Genomic DNA, 19,226 nt, shown 5'->3' on the forward strand with positions numbered 1-19,226 from the left:
ATCACCCGTCGGCGCGGGCGCCGTTGCCGTTGCCGTCGTAGCCGAGCAGTCGCATGGCCGTGTCCGGGTCCATGGCCGCGGCCAGGAGCTGGGCCCGCCGGTGGGCCTCGTCGCGCTCGCGTTCCGCCTTGGCCTGCGCCGTCCGTACGCCCCTGACCGCCACGAACGCCAGCCCGGCGCCCACGATCACCCCGACGACCACGACGAACAGCAGGAGCAGCAGGGCCGGCGAGGCGAGCGCGGGAGCCGCCGCGACGCCCGCGCCCGGCGTTGTGCCGGACCCTGTGATAGGCGCTGTGCCGAACACTGTGCCGGTCACCGCGAGCCCCGCGATGAGGGCCAGCGCGATCAGGCCGAGCAGGCTGGCCACGACCAGCCAGACCCGCCCGGCACGCCGCCGCCGCCGGGGCTCGGGGACCGCCACCGGGGAGCCCACCAATGGAACCGTGCCCGGAACCGCGCCCGGGACCGCGGCCGACGCCACACCCGCCACCGGGACCGCGGCGGGTCTCGGGCCGGGCGACCAGGGCACGAACTCGGGCCGGTCCACGGCCTGCGCCACCCCCTGGTCGAGCCGGGTGACCTCCGCCGTGATCACCTGCGCCACCGCCGTGCCGGCGCCCGCCGCCGGAGCGGCGAAGGCCGCCGCCCGTGGCTCGGCCCGCTCCTCCACCGGGCCGGGAAGCTCGCGATCGATGCGGCTGTGCTCCTTGTGCGCCCTGGCCGCGTCGCGGTGGTAGTCCTCAAGCTGCTCGTAGAGCTCGTCGGAGGCGTAGATCGTGCCGTTGACGAGCGGTCCGGGCTCCCTGCGGATGACCGCCACCACGTCGTCGCCGTTGAGCGTCTTGTGCGTCTCCAGCGCGTGTGCCAGGCACAGCACCTCCCTGCGGTGCTCCTCCAGCAGCCGCTCGGTCTTCTCCAGCAGCCGCACCAGGTTGAACTCGATCCGCTCGCCCAGCACGTCGGGCGTCAGGTCGGGCTGGGCGCGCACCGGCTCGCGCTCGGTGATGCCGATGCCGCCGCCCGCGCCGCCCCGGCCGCGCACGGACTTGCCGCCGTGGATGTCCAGTTCCTGGAGCGCGGGCAGCGAGGTGACGCCGGACCCCATCCCCCAGTACGACTCCATCAGCGCGGTGAGGAACGTGGCCGCGTGCAGGTCGCCGGAGACGCCGGAGGAGTTGTCCTCGCCGAAGAACATGCGCTCGCCGGCCAGCGAGGCCAGGGAGACCATGATGTCGGCCTCGTACTCGGACTTCCAGCGGGTGAACTGGTCCTCGGGCTTGATCGAGGCGACCATGCCCAGGTAGTCGGCGCCCTTCTCGATGGTGGCGATGTCGATCTCCAGGTGGAACCGGGTCACGTACGCCACCACCGCGTGGCACGCCTCGTGCACGGCCACCGCGTGCCGCTCGCGCTCGATGTACTCGACGTCCTCGGGCGGGCCGAGCTGCTTGAGCCGCTTGGCGCGCAGCACGTCCGACCAGGTGATGACCTCCCGCCCGTCGCGGATGGCGGTGATCAGCGACTCGTTGACCAGGTCCTTGATCGTGGCCCCGGTCGCGTACGGCGTGATCGTGGCCAGCTTGTCGACCTGCTCCTCGGTGAGCTCGTGCTCGACCTTGTCGAAGTAGCCCTGGTACGTCCGGACCCGTCCGGCCTTGGACGGGTAGCCGACCTTGTAGATGCGGTCGATGCGGCCCGGCCGCAGCAGCGCCTCGTCCAGCGCGTCGGGCCGGTTGGTGGCCATCATGACGAGGATGCGGTATTTGGGCGGCGGCTTGGGCCGCATCCCGAGCAGCCGCCTGACCAGCCGGTTGAAGAAGCCACGCGGCTTCTTGAGCCCGGACAGCTCGGTGAGCAGCGCCTGGAGGGTGCCGGGGTCGCCGCTGTTCATCATGCCGCCGCCGGCGAAGAAGCGCTCGCGCCAGGTGCCCGGCGGGTCGTCGGCCTCGCGCCGCCCCTTGAAGGCCAGCACCGAACGGGTCTCCTCCGACAGGTACGTCATCCCGTGGCAGCCGGAGTGCGCCGAGAAGCCGCCCTGCCCGGGAGGCCCCTGCTGGGCCAGCTTGCCGCGCTTGCCGAGCGAGTCGGCCTCGTCGAAGAAGACGATCACGCCGCCGTACCGCAGCGCCAGCTTGCGCAGCTTCCTGAACAGGCCCTTGACCTTCAGGATGCCGATGCCCATGAACATGTTCGTGAAGGCTCCCGGATCCACGAACACGTACGGCTTGCCCGTCTCGCCGGCCACGGCCTCGGCCATCAGGGTCTTGCCGGTGCCGGGCGGGCCCCACAGCAGCAGGCCGCTGGGCACGTATCCGCCGCGTCGCTCGATCTCGTCGGGCCGCTCCAGGAAGACGATGTTCTCCTGCACCCGCTCGACCACGTGGTCCTGGCCCCAGACGTCGGCGAAGCGGGTCTTGATGTCGTCGGGGAAGTACGTCTCCACGCCGCCCCTGGACAGGAACCAGAACAGGCCGACGAACTGGATGATGACGAAGAAGAACAGGAAGACGATCTGCATCAGGAACGGCAGCGCCTGCCAGATCAGCGTCGGCGCCTGCAACAGGGCGACGAACGGGCTGACGTCCAGCACCGCCCCCGCCACGAGCGCGGTCAGCGTGACGAAGAAGGCGATCTTCAGGGCTCTGGAGATGCGGTACCTGGTCCAGTCGTCGAAGCGCCGGTGCGTCCACCGTTCGAACCCGCCGAAGACCTTCTGGCTCCAGAACCGGTGGTAGCCCGACCAGTGCTCGCTGACCAGGAAGTGCAGTTGCCGCGCCGCCTCGGCGCCGAGCAGCCAGAAGATCCACTGGTACTCGTAGCCGATCTTCTGTGCCGCCTCGGGGAAGGTCACCACGCCCGTCCAGTCGGCCATCACCTTCCAGGTGAGGATCAGGTAGGCCAGGACCAGCGCGACGAGGAACTTGCTCCGGTCCCAGAACTGCATCTTCTTCCTGGTCACGGAGTCCGGGTCGGAGGGCCCGCTGCCGGGGGCGCGCAGCCCTTCGTGCTGAATGGTGGTGGTCACTGGCGCTCCCTCATCCGGGCACCCGGAGCAGCTTGAAAGAACCCGCGATCTTGTCGAACTCGGCGCCGCGGTCGCGGAAGCAGGTCGCCTGGCAGCCGATGAGCATGACCGAGACCGTCGCGCCCTTCTCGTCGAGAATCGCGGTCTGGTCGAACGTCTGCACGCCGAGGCCGATCTGGTAGTTGAAGCGCACCCGTACGCCCTTGGCGCCGTCGTCCAGAATGAGCACGTCGTCGCTGAGGAGCTCGAAGTTCGCGAACATCGGCGGCCGGCCGGTGCTCGTGACCTTCTGCTCGTACAGCTCGCGCATCGTGTCGGTCACCGGCAGGACGAAGTCGCGCAGCCGGTTGAGCGAGATCGCGTCGCGCTGCTGCTCGGTGAGTTTGTGCACGGTCGCGTACACGAAGGGGTCGGACGAGCTCAGCAGGTGGTTGACCGACGGCTCGGACGACTGGTCGAACGCCGTGGACCAGACCCGCTGCGCGCGTGTCGCCGCCGCCAGCGAACCGGGTTGGTCACCCGTCAGATACAGTTCGATCGGATAGGCGTTGAGCTGGGTGAACGAGGCGGGCACCTTGAAATAGGTGGTGCCTTCCCTGTCCCGTACGTAGGTGAAATCCGGCTGCCCGCAGGCCGACAGCATGAGGATCGCGACCATGAGCGCGATCCAAGCCCGTGTCTTTTTCACCAGGGCTTACCTCCGCTTTACGGACCAACGCAGTTGTTGTGCCCGCTTTCATGCGGAATGAGGCCGGATGCGCGCTGAGAAATCTTGACCAAATCTTGGCCATTGATTGGCTTTACTTGTTACAGATCGACAAAACCTGGTATGCGCCAGGCCGACACACTCTACGGTCGCCCGGGATACAACGTTCCTGCAACCCCCATTGGTTCACCACAGGAAGTAGCAAAGGATATGAGGACGCCCATCCCGAGCCTCGGAGCGCACCATGAAAGAACCCGCGACGGAGACCGTGGACTCCTTCGGCATGACGGCTGAGCGGCAGTTCGCCGACCTGTGGTCCAGGACCGCCCTGTCGGTCAAGGAGCGCCGGCTGCTCCTGCTCGGGCTGCTCGTCGGACAGGGGCTCGACGACATGACCGGCGTGCAGCTCGACGTCGCGCTGCGTGCGGGCGACCTGAGCGAGACCGAGCTGCGCGAGGTGGTGGTGTTCCTGACCCACTACGCCGGATGGACGCGCGGATCGCGGCTCAACGACCAGGTCGAGGAGCTGATCGAGCGGGTCAGGCAGGCTCGATCCGGTAGAGCGGACCCCGCAGGCTGAGCGCGTACAGCTCGCCGTCGAGCCCCTCCCCGAACGACGAGAGCTGCTCGACCCTGCCGATCTCGGCCGCCTTCGACGGCTCGCCCGCGGGCGCGGCCCTGACCCAGCCCGCGCAGAAGTCCCCGTACAGGAAGCTGCCGCGCAGCCAGGACAGCGCGGCGCCGCGGTAGACGTACCCGGCGATCACCGAGCAGTTGCCGTCCTTGTGCAGCGGGTAGGTGATGACCGGCTCGGTCAGGCCGCGGCCCGTGCCGCCACGGAAGGGCCGCTCGCCCTCGCGCAGGTTCCAGCCGTAGTTCTCGCCGCCCTTGGAGGCGGCCGGCTGGTGGTCGACCTCCTCCGCCGAGTCCTGGCCGACGTCGCCGATCCACAGGTCGCCGGTCCGCCGGTCGAAGCCGAACCGCCAGGGGTTGCGCAGGCCGTAGGCCCAGATCTCGGCCCGCGCGCCGTCCTTGCCGACGAACGGGTTGTCCTCGGGCACCTTGTACGGCCTGCCGCGCGGGTCGATGCGCAGGATCTTGCCCAGCAGCGTGCCGAGGTCCTGGCCGTTGCCCTGCGGGTCGCCCGCGCTGCCGCCGTCGCCGAGCCCGACGTAGAGGTGGCCGTCGGGGCCGAAGGCGAGCTGGCCGCCGTTGTGGTTGGCGTAGGGCTGCTCCTGGGTGAGCACGTCGCGCCGGCCGGTGGCGCGCCGGCCGTCGAAGGCCCATTCGGTGACGTGGGTGGCGCCGCGCGCGTCGGTCCAGTCGAGGTAGAGCCAGCGGCCCGAGGGATGGAAGGCCACGCCGAGCAGGCCCTGCTCGTTGCCGCCGCTCACCTCGCCCGACAGGTCCACGACGACGTCGCCGTCGGTGGCGCGCAGCCGGCCGCCCTGTTCGGCGACGTAGAGCCGCTCCTCGCCCGCGCGCACGGCGAGGGCGACCGGCCGCTCGAACCGGCCGAGCTCGCGGAAGCGCACCTGCCCGGGAGCGCTCTTCGGTTCCGGGCTCGCCGGCGTGGAAGCCCGGGTGGAGGCCGGCGGGGCGGAGGACACGGTGGCCGGGCCGGGTGGCGGCGAGGCGGCCGAGCAGGCGGTGAGGGCCAGGAGGAGCACGGCCGCGAGGGGGCGCACGCCGTCCATACTCGCACGCCTGATCGGGGACGTTAAGGTTCAGAGCATGCCTACCGCATTGATCACGGGCGCCACCGCCGGCATCGGCGCCGCCTTCGCCCGCCGCCTGGCCGCCGACGCCTGCTCGCTCGTCCTGGTCGCCCGCGACGAGCGGCGGCTCGTCCAGGCCGCCGACCAGCTCAAGCTCAGGTACGGCGTGAACGTCGAGGTGCTGCCCGCCGACCTGGCCACCGAGGAGGGCCTGGCCAAGGTCGAGTCGAGGCTCCGCGACGGCGTCGACCTGCTGGTGAACAACGCCGGCTTCGGCCACCCCGGCGACTTCCTCAAGGTGCCGGTCGCCGACGAGCTGCGCATGCTCAAGGTCCACTGCGAGGCCGTGCTGCGGCTCACCCTGGCGGCGCTGCCCGCGATGCGCAAGCGCGACCGGGGCGCGGTGATCAACGTGGCGTCGGTCGCGGCGTTCTTCTCGCGCGGCACCTACAGCGCGTCGAAGGCGTGGGTGGTCAACTTCAGCGAGTCCGCGGCCAACGACGTGCGCAACCCGCGGATCAAGATCATGGCGCTGTGCCCCGGTTTCGTGCGCACCGAGTTCCACCAGCGGGCGTCCATGGACACCTCGGGCATCCCCGGGTTCCTGTGGCTGAAGGCCGACAACGTGGTCAGGGACGCCATGCGCGACCTCGCGCTCGGCAAGCGGGTCTCGGTGCCCGACCTGCGTTACAAGGCCATCGTCGCGATCGGCAAGCTGGTGCCGCACAACCTGGCCGGGCGCGTGTCGGCCAGGCTCGGCCGCCGCTGACGCCGGGCGTACGACAAAGTGGGCCCCCGCCGCGGGAGGGGGTCGCGGTGGGGGCCCGGGACGGCCGTGAGGAACTCACGGCCGGGAACCGGCAGATCCGGCTGGACCTGCTAGCGGTTGGCCTCGTGACCGATGGCCAGGCCGCTCGTCGGGTCGAAGAAGTGCAGGTTGTGCGTGTCCAGCACCAGGTCGATGCGCTGGCCGGGACGCGCGTGGCTGCGGGCGTTGACGCGGGCGGTCCACAGGGACTTGTCGCCCACGAGCGGCAGCGCCGCCTCCTCGTCGTCGCCCGTGTCGGCGGCGGCGACGGTGTCCTTGTGCTCGACCGGCGGGGCGTCGATCAGGAACAGCACGTTGATCTCGGAGCCCAGCTCCTCGGTGACCTCCGCCTTGACGGGCAGGGTGGCCCAGCCGTTGGCGTGGTTGCCGGCCGAGTTGGCGTCCTCGAAGTCGGACGGGCGGATGCCGAGGATGACCTTCTTGCCGATGTACTGGTCGAGGCCCGGCTTGTCGGCGAACGCCGAGTCGGGGATCGGCAGGCTGATGTCGGCGAAGCGCACGGCCGCGCCGTTGTCACGGACCAGCTCGGCGGTGACGAAGTTCATCGAGGGCGAGCCCATGAAGCCGGCGACGAACAGGTTGACCGGCTTGTCGAACAGGTTCTGCGGGGTGTCGACCTGCTGGAGCAGACCGTCGCGCAGGACGCAGACGCGGTCGCCCAGGGTCATGGCCTCGACCTGGTCGTGGGTGACGTACACGGTGGTGACGCCGAGGCGCTCGTGCAGGGTGTTGAGCGAGGCGCGCATGGAGACGCGGAGCTTGGCGTCGAGGTTCGACAGCGGCTCGTCCATGAGGAAGGCCTGCGGCTCGCGGACGATGGCGCGGCCCATGGCGACACGCTGGCGCTGACCACCGGACAGGGCGGCCGGCTTGCGCTTGAGGTAGGTCTCCAGGCCGAGCATCTTGGCGGCCTCGTTGACCCGCTTCTGGATCTCCGGCTTGGGCATCTTGCGGAGCTTGAGGCCGAAGGCGAGGTTCTCCTCGACCGTCATGTGCGGGTAGAGCGCGTAGTTCTGGAAGACCATCGCGATGTCGCGGTCCTTGGGCGGCAGGTGGTTGACCACCTTGTCGCCGATGGCGATCTCGCCGCCGCTGATGTCCTCCAGGCCGGCGATCATCCGGAGCGCGGTCGACTTACCGCAACCCGATGGGCCCACCAGCACCATGAACTCGCCGTCCTTGATCTCAAGGTTCAGCCCGTTCACGGCCTTCACGCCACCGGCGTAGATCTTGTCGACGTTCGTCAGAACGATGGATGCCATGACATTCCTTCGCGCTCCAGGGCGATCGGCCCGGATGTTGGTTCTCGGTTCCCGTGGATACGTTTTCACGTATCTCACCCGAAACGGACATCGGTGTCAAGGGGTACCGCGTGACCAGCCCTTGTGGGAACGGTGACCTTCCAGTGGGACGGAATCCATGATGGAATCGTTTCCATGGAGAAGCGGGCGACGATCAAGGATGTGGCCGAGGCGGCCGGCGTGGGCGTCGCGACCGTGTCCCGGGTGTTGTCGGGCGGCTCGGCCAGCCCCAGCACCAGGGAACGGGTCCTGGCCGTCGCCGCCCAGCTCGACTACCGGCCCAGCGCGCTCGGCCGCAACCTGCGCCAGCGCCGCACCGGCGGCCTCGGGCTGCTCGTGCCCGACCTCACCGACACCTTCTACGGCCAGCTCTCCGAGGGCGTGCTCGCCTGCGCCCGGTCGGCGGGCGAGCCGGTCGTGCTGGGCTCGACGGGCGGCGACCCCGAGCAGGAGGCCGAGCTGATCGGCATGCTCCTCGAACAGAGCGTCGACCGGGTCATCGCGGTGCCCTCCGGCGACGCCGAGACGTGGGCGCCGGTGATCAGGGCGGGCATGACGGTGGTCTTCGCCGACCGCCTGCCGCCCGAGGCCGGACGCGAGGAGGAACACGACCGCGACCCCGCCGAGAGCGCGCTCGACGATCTCATGCTCCTCGACGGCGTGTCCCCCCGGGGGCGCGTCCCCGAGGTCGCCGCGCGTCCGCCGGACGTGCCCGCCGTCCTGGCCGACGACCGCGCCGGCATCCGCACGGCCGTGCGCTACCTCAGGGGCCTCGGCCACCGGCGCATCGCCTTCCTCGGCGGCCCCGGGCACGACCGGCGGGCCGACGCCTTCCGCGAGGCCGTGGGCGCGCCGGTCGACGAGGAGCTGGTGGTCTTCGGCACCGGCAGCCGCGACTCGGCGTACGCCGCCGCCTCGGGCCTGTTCCAGAGCCGTCCCGACCTGTCGGCCGTCGTCGCGGGCGGGAACGTCCTGGGCGAGGCCGCCGTGCTGGCCGCCCGCGAGCTGGACCTGCGGGTGCCGCGGGACGTGTCGCTGGTGATGTACGACGACGTGCCCTGGGCCGAGCTGTGCGCCCCGCCGCTGACCGTGATCGCCCAGCCGGGGCGGGACATGGGGTACCGGGCGTGCGAGCTGGTGCTGCGCGAGGGCACCCGGCGGGCCCGCTCGGTGGTCCTGCCCACCGAGCTGATCATCCGGGGGAGCTGCGGCCCTCGCAGGTGAACGAGGGCTCCCGTACCTCTCAACCCCGTAGTACCTCAGAGCTACGCGGAAGGTGCATCCTCCAGCGGGAAGCCGACTACAAGGCGTGATCCCTACCTTCGGTGCCGGAAGGAAGAACCGGCACGAAAGGGATATCCGCCATGGCCTCGCTCAGGAACCGTCTGCTCGCCGCGCTCGTCACCGCCTCGGTGGCGCTGCCGGCGTCCGGCGCGGGCGGGTCCGCCGGGGTGCCCGCGCCCGTTCCCGCCGCCGTGGCGCCGCTGCGCGCCGCGACCCCCGCCGCGCTCGCCGAGCGGTACGCCGCCGGCCGTACGGCCGTCCTGGCCGCCGAGCACACCGCCGCCGCGCGGGGGCACCACCTGCGGGCGGCGGCGCTGCGGGCCATGGCGGACCCGTCGCGCACGTTCCTGTCCTTCGACGGGCGCGACGGCGGCCGGACCGTGGAGGTCTTCGGCGACCTCGCCACCGCCCGGCGGATCGCCGTCCTGGTGCCCGGCTCCGACACGAACCTCGACCGGTACGGCCTCCTGCGCGCCGGCGCGACCCGCCTGCGCGAGGCGCTCGGGGACGGCTCGGCGGTCGTCGCCTGGGCCGGGTACCGCACGCCCAGCACGCTCAGCCTGGACGTGCTCACGCCCACGCGGGCCGACGAGGCCGTGCCGGGGTTGCGGGCGTTCGTCCGGGAGCTGCGCGCGCTCAAGCCCGACGCCCGGCTGTCGCTGGTGTGCCACTCCTACGGCTCGGTGGTGTGCGGACGTGCCGCGCCCGGCCTGGACGTGGCCGACATCGTCCTGATGGGCAGCCCCGGCGCGGGCGTCCCCGACGTCGCCGCGATGCGCACCCGCGCGGCCGTGTGGGCCGGGCGCGGCGGCGGCGACTGGATCGGCGGCGTGCCGCACGCGCTGGTCGAGCTGCCGTTCGTCACGTTCGGGCTGGGGGCCGACCCGGTCTCGCCGGGGTTCGGCGCCCGCGTCTTCCCGGCGGGGGACGGCGGCCACAGCGACTACCTGCGGCCCGGCTCCCCCGCGCTGACGGCCGTCGTCCGCATCGTCTCCGGAAAGGCCGCCCACGATGGCTGACTCCTCCCTGCCCGACTCCCCCCTGCCCGACTCCCCCCTGCCCGCCCCCTCCCACCGCACGCCCCGCGCCCTGCGCGGCCGCCCGTCGGACGGTCGGCGGGGGCTCGTCGCGCGGATCGAGGCCGGGACGCCGCCGGAGCGCGACCGGGCACTCGACGCCCTGCGGGCCCTGGCCATCCTCGGGGTGGTCGCCGGGCACTGGCTGGTGACCGCCGTGGTCACCGACAGCGGCAGCCTGCGCGTCACCAGCCCGCTCAAGGCCCTCCCGCAGCTCGCCCCGGTGTCCTGGGCGTTGCAGATGCTGGCGATCTTCTTCCTGGTCGGCGGCCTGGTCGCGGCGAAGGGCTACACGTCGGCGCGGGCGGCGGGCATCGGGTACGGCCCGTGGCTGCGCGGCCGGCTGGGCCGGCTGTTCCGCCCGGCCTCGGTCGTCCTGGCGGTGTGGGCGGCGGCGGCGGTCGCGATGCTCGCCTCCGGTGTGTCGCTGGAGGAGGTCCGGGTGATGGTCAGGATGGCCGTGGCCCCGATGTGGTTCCTGCTGGTGTTCGCCGCGCTGACGGCGGCCACGCCGCTGGTCGCCCGCCTGCACCCGGTCTGGCCGTTCGCGGCGGTCGTGGTCGCCGACGTGCTGCGGTTCGGGCCCGGCGGCCCGGCGTGGCTCTGGTGGGTGAACGTGGCGGCCGGATGGCTGGTGCCGTACTGCCTGGGCGCGGCCTGGGCCCGCGGGGAGCTGCGGAGCCGGGCCACCGGCTGGACGCTGCTGGCCGGCGGCGGGGCCGGGGCCGTGGCGCTGGTGGTGTGGGGCGGCTATCCGGCGACCATGGTCGGGGTGCCGGGCGCCCCCGTCTCCAACCTGGACCCGCCCTCGCTCGCGGCCGTCGCCTACGGGCTCGCCCAGTGCGGCGCGGCGCTGCTGCTGCTCGGCCCGCTGCGCAGGCTGCTGCGCCGCCCCGCCGCGTGGGCGGCCGTGGCCGTCGCCAACCTGGCCGCCATGACGATCTTCCTGTGGCACCAGACCGCGTTGATCGTGGTGACCGAGCTGGGCCTGCTGGCGAGCCGGGTGCTGCCCGGCCCGCCGGGCGGCACCCAACTGCCCGGCCTGCACACGGTTCCCGACGGGTTCGGCTGGCTGGCGGCCCGGCTGGCCTGGCTCCCGGCGTTCGCGGTGGCGCTGCTGGTGTGCTGCGCCGCCTTCCACGCCTACGAACGCCGCGGCGCCCGCTAGAGCCCGCTAGAGCAGCTTCTCGATGGCCGAGACGACGGCCGGGTCGTCGGGGGTGGTGCGGGGACGGAAGCGGCCCACGACGTTGCCCTCGCGGTCGAGCAGGAACTTCTCGAAGTTCCACTGGACGTCGCCCGCCGCGCCCTCCTCGTCGGCGGTCTGGGTGAGCTCGGCGTAGAGCGGATGCCGGTCGGGGCCGTTGACGTCGGCCTTGGCCAGCAGCGGGAAGTCGACGCCGTACGTCGCCGAGCAGAACTCCTGGATCTCCTCCGCCGTGCCGGGCTCCTGGCCGGCGAACTGGTTGCAGGGCATGCCGACCACGCTGAAGCCGCGCGGGCCGAAGTCCTGCTGAAGCTTGACCAGGCCGGTGTACTGGGGGGTCAGGCCGCAGCGGGAGGCCACGTTGACCAGGAGCACGGCCTTGTCCCCGGCGAGGTCGCCGAGCGTGGTGGGGTCGTCCGCGAGGGTGCGGAGCGGGATGTCGCGAAGGCTCATGATCTGAAGCTTACAGAACGACGCCGGCCGCAGATTGTGACCTATTCCTCATTTTTCCCCTAAAACCCCTGAATATCCACTATTCGTGATCTTGTAATTGTTCCCGATTTTTCATGGTCAATTAGGAAAGAAGGTCGTTTGTCAGGCAGGGTGACGCGGTCCCCGTCACCTTCGAAAGGGAATCCGCATGCCCATGCTCCGCCGTACCGGTGTCCTGGTCCTGGCCGCCACTCTCGTGGCGGCGACCGGCACCACGGCCGCACAGGCGCAGACCTCCCAGAGCAGCGGCAGGAACAAAGCCATCGCCAAGTCCCTGCTCGCCCAGCGCGGCTGGGGTGCCGCGAGCTACGGCTGCCTGGTCAGACTCTGGGCCAGAGAGAGCGGCTGGAACCACAGGGCCGGCAACCGGTCGGGCGCCTACGGCATCCCGCAGGCACTCCCGGGCCACAAGATGGCCTCCTCGGGCGCCGACTGGCGCACCAACCCGCGTACCCAGATCAGGTGGGGTCTGGGCTACATCAAGCAGCGGTACGGCTCGCCGTGTCGCGCGTGGGCGCACTTCCAATCCCACAGTTGGTACTGAGTCAAACCCCAGGTATGTCCGCGTTTTTCCTCAAGGACATGCCATATAGGCGACGGGCAGGGCAATCCCGGCCCAGCGAGATCGCCTTTTATCCGAATTGAGCGCGCAAACTCCTGTCCTTCGCGTGTCGCGATCGCGGCCCGCGGTCACGGCCCGTAATAGGAATCGTGCTAGAGGACACGTCGTGGCGCCTTCCGGGCCGTCCAGCACGATCGGGCGGTACAGGATCCCGGGGGGCCGCGCGGACCCTCCGCGTCCGAGCCACGGACGCCGGACGGCAGGGCGCCCCCGCGGGGGCGCCCGTCCGCACGCGACCCGGAAGCAAGGATCGCCTTGGACAGCAAACGCGTGCTCAGCGGCACTCTTCTCACTATCAGCGCGTTCGGCGTCACGACCGGTGCGGCCTGGGCGGAGTCCCAGCCACCGATGATCAAGATGCGGACCTGGACAACGTCAGCGCAACCGAAGATCGCGGCCGTGAGGCCCGCCGGAAGAAACAAGAAGATCGCCCTGGGACAGGTCGTCCAGCGTGCGTGGAACTACCGGGAGTTCCGCTGCCTGGACAACCTGTGGACCAGAGAGAGCAATTGGAACCACCACGCGCTCAACAGATCGTCGGGCGCCTACGGAATCCCGCAGGCGCTGCCCGCGGGCAAGATGAGCGGCGCGGGCAAGGACTGGAGGTCCAACCCCGAGACGCAGATCCGCTGGGGCCTGGCCTACATCAAGGGCAGGTACGGCAGGCCCTGCGGCGCCTGGGGACACTGGAGATCGCACAACTGGTACTGATCTCCCGCTCCGGAGGGCACCCGGGCCCGCCTCGGGTGCCCTCCTACTGGCCCGCGTGCACCGCGATGGCCTGGATCAGCAGCTCGACCCCGAACTCGAACTCCGCCTCATGGTCGCACTCGGTCAGCAGCGGCGCCAGCGCGCTCACCTCGGGGAACAGCGCCGGATCGACCTCGGCGGCCTCGACCGTCCGGCTGTGGACGGGCGCGAACGTGGGCGTCACGCCGACCTCGCGCAGCAGCGAGCCCACGATGAAGGCGATGAACATGCGCAGCATGCGGACGGCGTCCGGCCCGTCGAAGCCCGCGCCGCGCAGCGTGGCCAGCGCCCGCTCGACCGGCAGCAGCCCGGCGTGGGAGTGGAGCTGACGGCTGACCACCACCATGGTCGAGCGCGGATGGTGATGGGCGATCTGCCGGAAGGCGCGGGCCTGCGCCCGCACCCGGTCGGTCCAGTGGGCGTCGGGGTCGTCGGTGAACTCGATCCCGCTCAGCACGCTCTCGGCCACGCCGTTGAGCAGGGCGTCCTTGTTCGGCACGTGGTTGTACAGGGACATCACGCCGACGCCGAGCTCGGCCGCGATGCGGCGCATGGAGACCGCGTCCGCGCCCTCACGCTCGATGAGGTCGATGGCCGCGGCCACGATGCGCGGCCTGGACAAGGGCTCGGTGGTCATAGCTCATTCTATTGACGCACGTACACCGTACGTGCAAGGGTCGAGCCGTGGACGTACACCGTACGTAATCCCCCTCGCGGAGGTCCCTATGTCGACGCACGATCTCTACACCCTCCCCGCCGAGCTCTCCACCTGGGACGTCGGGATGGCCGGCGCCAGCCGGTTCACCTGGGAGTACGACGAGGGCCGCGATCGCATGCTGGCCTTGTACCAGAAGGGCAAGGACAAGCAGTGGGACTCGACCAAGCGCATCGACTGGGACCTGGAGGTGGACCCGTACAACGTGCTCGGCATCCCCGACACCACGATCGCCATCTACGACACCCCGCTGTGGCACCGGCTCGGCCCCCAGCAGCGCCAGGACGTCCGGCTGCACGGCGCGGCCTGGCAGTTCTCCCAGTTCCTGCACGGCGAGCAGGGCGCGATGATCTGCTCGGCCCGGATCGTGGAGTCGGTCCCCGACCTCGACTCCAAGTTCTACGCCGCCACCCAGACCATGGACGAGGCCCGCCACGCCGAGACCTACGCCCGTTTCCTCCAGGAGAAGGTGGGCCTGGCCTACCCGATCAACGAGCATCTCAAGGCGCTGCTGGAGAGCACGCTCAGCGACTCCCGCTGGGACATGCCCTACCTCGGCATGCAGGTGCTCATCGAGGGCCTGGCCCTGGCCGCGTTCGGCGTGATGCGCGACATCACCACCAAGCCGCTGCCCAAGCAGATCCTCGCGTACGTGATGCAGGACGAGGCCCGGCACGTCGCCTTCGGCCGCATGGCGCTGCGCGACTACTACCAGAACCTGTCGGAGTCCGAGCTGCGCGAGCGCGAGGACTTCGTCATCGAGGGCTGCTACCTGATGCGCGACCGGCTGCGCGGCGCGGAGTCCTGGGAGCACCTGGGCCTGTCCAGGGCCGAGACCGACGAGGTCATGCGGGCCACCGACCAGTCGGAGTACCTGCGGCTGTTCCGCTCGCTGCTGTTCAGCAGGATCGTGCCGTGCGTCAAGGACATCGGGCTGTGGAGCCCCCGGCTGCAGCAGGCGTACGCCGACATGGGCGTGCTGGAGATGGCCGGCCAGTCGCTCGACGCCCTCATGAAGCAGGACGAGGACATCGCCGACCAGCTGGACGCGGCCCGCTTCGCCGCCGAGGAGTCCGAGCGGCACGCCGAGGTCGCCGACACCATCGCCCTCGGCTCGACCACCCCCTGACCGGTGGCGGGCCGAACGGCCTGTCCTCAGCGTCCGCCGTAGAAGCGCCGGTGCAGCGCGTGCACCTCGTCGGCCAGCTCGGGGACGGGCCCGTCCACCGTCACGCCCGGCGCGACGGCGCTGACCGGCAGCGTGCTCACCGGCGGCGCCGGCACGCCCAGCTCGCCCAGCCAGTCGGCGAGCTGGGCCGACGACGCCACGTAGACGATGCGTCCCAGCCCCACCCAGGCGTGGGCCGCCGCGCACATCGGGCAATGCTCGCCGGAGGTGTAGACGGTGGCCGCCGCCCGCTCCGGCGGGGTCAGGTTGGCCGCCGCCCAACGTGCCAGCTCGAACTCCGGGTGCCGGGTGCGGTCTCCCCCGGCCACCCGGTTGTGGTCCTCGGCCAGCACGGCGCCGTCCCCGGCGACCAGCACCGACCCGAAGGGCTCGTCGCCCGACTCAAGCGCCTCGGCGGCCAGCTCGACACAGCGGCGCAGGTACGGCAGTTCACTCTGGTCGATCATCACGACTTCCTGTCCGGTGAGAAATGGTGAGCGGAAAGGACAGCCCCGTTGGCCTACGCCGCACCCGAGCCGCAGGTGGACGTGTTGCCCGGCCGCCGCGACGGTGACGGAGGCGGGGCCGGCGGGCAGGTCATGGGGGTCTCGTTTCCGCACGTTACCTGCAGAAACCCCCACATTTACCGCAAAAAATGGGTTGATCCCACGTATTAACCTGGATGGGATGCCTCCCGATACTGACACACCTCGCCGTCCCCTGCTCTCCTCCAACTCCCTGTGGCGGATGAAGTCCTACCTCCGCCCGTACGCCGCCAGACTGGTGCTCATCTGGCTGGCCGCGATACTCAGCATCGCCGCGAGCATCGCGCTGCCCCTGATCAGTGAGAAGGTCATCGACGGCCCCGTGACGCGGGGCGACTCCGACGGGCTGCTCCCGCTCGGGCTCATCGCCCTGGGCGTGGGCGTCGTGGAGGCCGGGCTGATCTTCCTGCGACGCTGGACCCAGGTCAAGCCCGTCCTCGGGCTGGAGACCGCGATCCGCGACGACCTCTACGAGCACCTTCAGCGCCTGCCGATGGGTTTCCACGGCGACTGGCAGTCGGGCCAGTTGTTGTCGCGGGCCACGACGGACCTGTCCACGATCCGCCGCTTCCTCGGCTTCGGCATGCTCTTCCTGGTGATGAACGTCCTCCAGCTCATCACCGTGACCGTGCTGCTGCTGAACAAGTACTGGCCGCTCGGGCTGCTGGTGCTGGCCTCGGCCGTGCCGATCGTGTGGACGTCCCTGCGGTTCGAGAAGCGGTACATCAAGATCTCCCGGCAGGTCCAGGACGAGCAGGGCGACCTCGCCACGCTCGTCGAGGAGTCGGCCATCGGCATCCGTACGATCAAGGCCTTCGGCCGCCGCCACCACGTCTACGACCGGTACGACGAGGCGGCCCGCAAGGTGTACGGCAGCTCGGTCGACAAGGCCAACCTGTCGGCGAAGTTCTTCGCCTTCCTCGAAGTGATCCCCAACGTCACCCTCGCCCTGGTGCTGCTGCTCGGCGCCCTCGCGGTGGGCTCCGGCTCGATGACGCTGGGCACGCTGGTCGCCTTCACCACCCTGATGCTCCAGCTCGTCTGGCCCATCGCCAGCCTCGGCTACATCCTGGCCATGGCCCAGGAGGCGATGACCTCCGCCGACCGTGTCATGGAGGTCATGGACACCGTCCCGGCCATCGAGAGCGGCACCCGCACGATCGAGCTGCCCCGCGGCCACCTGCGGTTCGAGGGCGTCGGGTTCACCTTCCCCGGCGCGGACGGGCCGGTGCTGCGGGACGTCTGGCTGGACGTGCACCCCGGCGAGACGGTGGCCGTCGTCGGCGCGACCGGCGCCGGCAAGACCACGCTGACCGCGCTGGTGCCCCGGCTGATCGACCCCACCGTGGGCCGCGTCACGATCGACGGCGAGGACGTGCGCGCCCTCGACCTGACCACGCTGCGCTCGCTGGTGGCCACCGCGTTCGAGGAGCCGACGCTGTTCTCGATGAGCGTGCGCGAGAACCTCATGCTCGGCCGGCTCGACGCCACCGAGGAGGAGCTGGCCGACGCCATCCGCACCGCGCAGGCCGGTTTCGTGTACGACCTGCCCTGGGGCCTCGACACCCGCATCGGCGAGCAGGGCCTGTCGCTGTCCGGCGGGCAGCGGCAGCGGCTCGCCCTGGCGCGGGCGGTGCTGAGCAGGCCGCGCGTCCTCGTCCTCGACGACACCCTGTCCGCGCTCGACGTGGAGACCGAGGCGCTGGTGGAGGAGGCGCTGCGGCACGTCCTGCGCGAGGCGACCGGCATCGTGGTCGCCCACCGCGCCTCGACCGTGCTGCTGGCCGACAAGGTGGCGCTGCTGCGCGACGGCACCATCACCCACGTCGGACGTCACCACGAACTGCTGGCCGACGTGCCCGAGTACCGCGAGCTGCTGGCCCAGGACGCCGACTTCGACCCCTCGGAAGGAGCGCTGCGATGACCACCGCCCCCGTCTCCTCCTGGCGCGGCGTCGCCTCCGAGGAGCAGGACGAACTGCCGGAGAAGGTCTCGGTGCTTCTGCGGGAGCGCTCCCGCAGGCTGCTCGGCGACCTGCTGCGCCCGTACCGCAAGCCCATCGCGCTGCTCACAGCGATCATCGTCGTCTCGAACGCCGCTGCGCTCGCGATCCCGTACCTGGTCAAGGTGGGGATCGACGACGGCATCCCGCCGATGACCAGGGGGTCCGGGCCGGGAATCCTGCTGATCGTGGTCGGGGTGATCCTGGCCGCGGCCGTCACGCAGGCGCTCACCCGCAAGGCGTTCCTGCGCCTGTCGGGGAAGATCGGCCAGAGCGTGCTGCTGGAGCTGCGCAGGCGGGTGTTCGACCACTTCCAGCGGCTGTCGCTCAGCTTCCACGAGAAGTACACCTCGGGCCGGGTCATCTCCCGGCTGACCTCCGACATCGAGGCCATCTCCGAGCTGCTCCAGTCGGGCTTCGACGGGCTGGTCAAGGCGGTGCTGACGATGTTCGGCACGGCCGGCCTGCTGCTGATCCTCGACGTGCACCTCGGCCTGGTGGCGCTGGTCCCGCTGCCGCTGCTGCTGCTGTTCACGCGGTGGTTCCGGCGCCAGTCGGTGATCGTCTACCGGCGGACGCGGGAGACGGTGGCCCTGGTGATCGTGCACTTCGTGGAGTCGATGACCGGCATCCGCGCGGTGCAGGCGTTCCGCCGGGAGCCGCGCAACCAGGAGATCTTCGCCCAGCTCAACGACGACTACCGGGACGCCAACGCGCGCAGCATGCTGCTGGGCGCGGAGTTCATGTTCGGCATCAAGCTGATCGGCAACCTGACCGTGGGCGGGGTGCTGCTCTACGGCGGCTACCTGGCCATCAACGACGAGGTCACCGTCGGCGTGCTGGCCGCGTTCCTGCTGTACCTGCGGCAGTTCTACGAGCCGATGCAGGAGCTCAGCCAGTTCTACAACACCCTGCAGTCGGCGGGCGCGGCCCTGGAGAAGCTGTCCGGGGTGCTGGAGGAGGAGCCGGGCGTGCCGGAGCCGCGGCGGCCCGAGCCGCTGCCCCAGCCGGCCCGCGGCATGGTCCGCTTCGAGGACGTCCGGTTCGCCTACGTCGAGGAGATGCCGATCCTGCCCGGCCTCGACCTGACGATCCCCGGCGGGCAGAGCGTGGCGCTGGTCGGCGCGACCGGCGCGGGCAAGACCACGCTGGCCAAGATGATCTCCCGCTTCTACGACCCGACCGCGGGGCGCGTCCTGCTCGACGGGGTCGATCTGCGCGACCTGGACGAGACGACGCTCCGCCAGGCCGTGGTCATGGTGACGCAGGAGAACTTCCTGTTCAGCGGCACGGTCGCGGACAACATCAGGTTCGGCCGGCCGGACGCCACCGACCGCCAGGTCCGCGAGGCGGCCAAGGCGATCGGCGCGCACGAGTTCGTCGCCGGCCTGCCCGACGGTTACGACACCGAGGTCGGCAAGCGCGGCGGACGCATGTCGGCGGGCCAGCGGCAGCTCATCGCGTTCGCCAGGGCGTTCCTCGCCGACCCCGCGGTGCTCATCCTCGACGAGGCCACCTCCAGCCTCGACGTGCCGAGCGAGCGGCTGGTGCAGCGGGCGCTGCGCACGATCCTCGCCGACCGCACCGCGCTGATCATCGCCCATCGGCTCTCGACGGTGGAGATCGCCGACCGGGTGCTGGTGATGGAGGCCGGCCAGGTCGTCGAGGACGGGCCGCCCGACCGGCTCATCGCCGCCTCGGGCCGCTTCGCCGGGCTGCATCGGGCCTGGCTGGAGAGCCTGAGTCAGTGATCCGGGACACCATCGGCCCGCCGCGCGGGCGG

17 protein-coding genes are annotated in these 19,226 nt (G+C 70.9%); 10 read left to right on the plus strand and 7 right to left on the minus strand.

All coding sequences use genetic code 11. From position 1 onward, the window contains the following. Window position 1: 1 nt before the first annotated feature. Both AB0J97_RS17820 and AB0J97_RS17825 read right to left on the minus strand, forming a co-directional pair. Window positions 2-3,028, minus strand: coding sequence for an AAA family ATPase (locus tag AB0J97_RS17820; protein ID WP_364089688.1), 3,027 nt, complete (start codon window positions 3,026-3,028; stop codon window positions 2-4). A 10-nt stretch (window positions 3,029-3,038) separates the two neighbouring features. Next, a complete protein-coding gene (locus AB0J97_RS17825) occupies window positions 3,039-3,716 on the minus strand; it encodes a hypothetical protein (protein WP_364089691.1) in 678 nt (225 codons plus the stop codon). A gap of 262 nt (window positions 3,717-3,978) precedes the next feature. Here AB0J97_RS17825 and AB0J97_RS17830 point away from each other — a divergent pair, with 262 nt between their 5' ends. Next, window positions 3,979-4,314, plus strand: coding sequence for a carboxymuconolactone decarboxylase family protein (locus AB0J97_RS17830; RefSeq protein WP_357701282.1), 336 nt, complete (start codon window positions 3,979-3,981; stop codon window positions 4,312-4,314). Here the strand turns inward: AB0J97_RS17830 and AB0J97_RS17835 are convergent. Continuing rightward, window positions 4,274-5,422 (minus strand): PQQ-dependent sugar dehydrogenase, encoded by a 1,149-nt coding sequence (locus tag AB0J97_RS17835; RefSeq protein WP_364089694.1) that lies wholly within the window; start codon window positions 5,420-5,422, stop codon window positions 4,274-4,276. The genes AB0J97_RS17830 and AB0J97_RS17835 overlap by 41 nt on opposite strands. Before the next feature lie 46 nt (window positions 5,423-5,468). Between AB0J97_RS17835 and AB0J97_RS17840 the strand changes: the two genes are divergently transcribed. After that, on the plus strand, window positions 5,469-6,221 hold the full coding sequence (locus AB0J97_RS17840) for an SDR family oxidoreductase (RefSeq protein ID WP_357701286.1): 753 nt from the start codon (window positions 5,469-5,471) through the stop codon (window positions 6,219-6,221). 110 nt (window positions 6,222-6,331) lie between these two features. Here AB0J97_RS17840 and ugpC read toward each other — a convergent pair whose 3' ends face one another. After that, window positions 6,332-7,543: a sn-glycerol-3-phosphate ABC transporter ATP-binding protein UgpC gene (gene ugpC / locus AB0J97_RS17845; RefSeq protein ID WP_357701288.1), complete on the minus strand. Its 1,212-nt coding sequence runs from the start codon at window positions 7,541-7,543 to the stop codon at window positions 6,332-6,334. A 174-nt stretch (window positions 7,544-7,717) separates the two neighbouring features. Between ugpC and AB0J97_RS17850 the strand changes: the two genes are divergently transcribed. The 3 genes from AB0J97_RS17850 to AB0J97_RS17860 all read left to right on the plus strand — a co-directional run bounded on the left by AB0J97_RS17850 (window position 7,718) and on the right by AB0J97_RS17860 (window position 11,110). Beyond that, window positions 7,718-8,806: a LacI family DNA-binding transcriptional regulator gene (locus AB0J97_RS17850; protein ID WP_357701290.1), complete on the plus strand. Its 1,089-nt coding sequence runs from the start codon at window positions 7,718-7,720 to the stop codon at window positions 8,804-8,806. Between the two features lie 140 nt (window positions 8,807-8,946). Continuing rightward, entirely contained in the window at window positions 8,947-9,885 is a 939-nt protein-coding gene (locus tag AB0J97_RS17855; protein ID WP_364089699.1) for an alpha/beta hydrolase, read from the plus strand. After that, entirely contained in the window at window positions 9,878-11,110 is a 1,233-nt protein-coding gene (locus tag AB0J97_RS17860) for an acyltransferase (protein ID WP_364089702.1), read from the plus strand. The genes AB0J97_RS17855 and AB0J97_RS17860 overlap by 8 nt, the downstream gene beginning before the upstream one ends. Window positions 11,111-11,116: 6 nt before the next feature. Here the strand turns inward: AB0J97_RS17860 and AB0J97_RS17865 are convergent, their stop codons facing one another. Beyond that, window positions 11,117-11,602 carry a glutathione peroxidase gene (locus AB0J97_RS17865; protein WP_364089705.1) on the minus strand — a complete coding sequence of 162 codons (486 nt, stop codon included), beginning with the start codon at window positions 11,600-11,602 and terminating at the stop codon, window positions 11,117-11,119. A 187-nt stretch (window positions 11,603-11,789) separates the two neighbouring features. On the opposite strand from AB0J97_RS17865, the gene AB0J97_RS17870 reads away from it, so the two are divergent. Further along, window positions 11,790-12,185, plus strand: coding sequence for a transglycosylase SLT domain-containing protein (locus AB0J97_RS17870; RefSeq protein ID WP_364089708.1), 396 nt, complete (start codon window positions 11,790-11,792; stop codon window positions 12,183-12,185). Between the two features lie 477 nt (window positions 12,186-12,662). Then, on the plus strand, window positions 12,663-12,974 hold the full coding sequence (locus tag AB0J97_RS17875; protein ID WP_357701299.1) for a transglycosylase SLT domain-containing protein: 312 nt from the start codon (window positions 12,663-12,665) through the stop codon (window positions 12,972-12,974). A 43-nt stretch (window positions 12,975-13,017) separates the two neighbouring features. Here the strand turns inward: AB0J97_RS17875 and AB0J97_RS17880 are convergent, their stop codons facing one another. After that, complete coding sequence (locus AB0J97_RS17880; protein ID WP_357701301.1) at window positions 13,018-13,650, minus strand: TetR/AcrR family transcriptional regulator C-terminal domain-containing protein; 633 nt, start codon at window positions 13,648-13,650, stop codon at window positions 13,018-13,020. Between the two features lie 88 nt (window positions 13,651-13,738). Between AB0J97_RS17880 and AB0J97_RS17885 the strand changes: the two genes are divergently transcribed. Beyond that, window positions 13,739-14,857 (plus strand): ferritin-like domain-containing protein, encoded by a 1,119-nt coding sequence (locus AB0J97_RS17885; protein ID WP_364089712.1) that lies wholly within the window; start codon window positions 13,739-13,741, stop codon window positions 14,855-14,857. A 26-nt stretch (window positions 14,858-14,883) separates the two neighbouring features. Here the strand turns inward: AB0J97_RS17885 and AB0J97_RS17890 are convergent, their stop codons facing one another. Continuing rightward, on the minus strand, window positions 14,884-15,363 hold the full coding sequence (locus tag AB0J97_RS17890) for a nucleoside deaminase (RefSeq protein ID WP_364089715.1): 480 nt from the start codon (window positions 15,361-15,363) through the stop codon (window positions 14,884-14,886). Between the two features lie 220 nt (window positions 15,364-15,583). Between AB0J97_RS17890 and AB0J97_RS17895 the strand changes: the two genes are divergently transcribed. Both AB0J97_RS17895 and AB0J97_RS17900 read left to right on the plus strand, forming a co-directional pair. Then, window positions 15,584-17,365, plus strand: a complete 1,782-nt coding sequence (locus AB0J97_RS17895; protein WP_357701307.1) for an ABC transporter ATP-binding protein — start codon at window positions 15,584-15,586, stop codon at window positions 17,363-17,365. Then, window positions 17,362-19,194, plus strand: a complete 1,833-nt coding sequence (locus tag AB0J97_RS17900) for an ABC transporter ATP-binding protein (protein WP_364089718.1) — start codon at window positions 17,362-17,364, stop codon at window positions 19,192-19,194. The genes AB0J97_RS17895 and AB0J97_RS17900 overlap by 4 nt, the downstream gene beginning before the upstream one ends. The last annotated feature ends 32 nt before the right edge of the window (window positions 19,195-19,226 follow it).

Source organism: Nonomuraea sp. NPDC049607 (genome assembly GCF_040675375.1).
Classification (GTDB): Bacteria; Actinomycetota; Actinomycetes; order Streptosporangiales; family Streptosporangiaceae; genus Nonomuraea.